Here is a 1,282-nt window from a genome sequence, read left to right on the forward strand (position 1 = left end):
GTTATATCCTTTAAAATTTTAAATATGATTAAAAAACCAAAGCTAGGCAACTATCGTTACAGAATTTTAGCACTCTTAATGTTTGCTACAACCATTAACTATTTTGACAGAAGTATTATTGGTGTTTTAGCACCCACACTTCAAAAATTATTTGGATGGACAAACAGTGATTATGCAGGAATTATCATTTGGTTTCAAATTGCTTATGCTATAGGAATGCTACTTATGGGTAGTGTAATTGATCGTTTAGGAACAAAAAAAGGATATACATTGGCTATAGGAACTTGGAGTGTTTTTGGAATGTTGCATGCAATAGTTCCTGCCTCTTTTAGTATTCTTGGGTTTTCTATTGCTCGTTTTGGACTTGGAATTGGTGAGTCAGGAAATTTTCCTGCAGCTCAAAAAACTGTAGCTGAATGGTTTCCAAAAAAGGAAAGAGCTTTTGCAACTGGTTTGTACAATGCAGCAACAAGTGTAGGTGCAATTCTAGCTCCTTTTGTAGTTGGATGGGTTGTTCATGAAAATGGAAAAAATTGGCAAATACCATTTTTAATAACTGGAGTTTTAAGTGCTATTTGGGTTTTTTTATGGTTTCGAATTTATAAAAAACCAGAAGTTCATCCTGAATTATCTAAAGATGAACTTGCATATATTCAAAGTGATTCTGAACAAGAAAATGAAGAGAAATTGCCTTGGAAAAGTGTTTTCTTCAAAAGAGAAACTTGGGCTTTTGCACTTGCAAAAACAACGGATGCTGTTTGGTGGTTTTATTTGTTTTGGGGCGCTAAATACTTAGCATTAACTTTTGATGTTGATGTTAAAAACATTGGACTACCGTTTTTTGTCATTTATATTTTAGCGGATTTTGGAAGTATTTTTGGAGGTTATATTTCTGGTTATTTTATTCAAAAAGGATGGACAGTAAACAAAGCCAGAAAAATCACCCTTTTGAGTTGTGCAATTTTAATATTACCTGTTGCTTTTGTTGCAATTACAGATAATAAATGGTTGGCAATTTTTCTAATTGGTTTGGGAGCTGCAGGACATCAAGCATGGTCATGTAATATTTTTACATTAGCTTCAGATGTTTTTCCTAAAAAAGCAGTAGCATCTGTGACAGGAATTGGAGGAATGTCTGGAGCTGTTGCTGGCATTATAACTTCATTTCTTCTTGGGAAAGCGCTTGATTCTGCAGGAAAAGATGGATTTTTCTGGGCATTTTTAATAGCAGGTTCTTGTTATTTAATCATTCTTGGTTTGGTGCATTTACTCATGCCAAAAA

1 protein-coding gene is annotated in these 1,282 nt (G+C 33.7%); it reads left to right on the forward strand.

Going from position 1 to position 1,282, the window contains the following annotated elements:
- Window positions 1-24: 24 nt before the first annotated feature.
- Window positions 25-1,282, forward strand: a 1,258-nt coding sequence (locus tag IU405_RS00140; RefSeq protein ID WP_197436649.1) for an MFS transporter, incomplete at its 3' end; no start/stop codon positions are given.

This window comes from Polaribacter sp. BAL334, from assembly GCF_015767435.1.
Classification (GTDB): domain Bacteria; phylum Bacteroidota; class Bacteroidia; order Flavobacteriales; family Flavobacteriaceae; genus Polaribacter.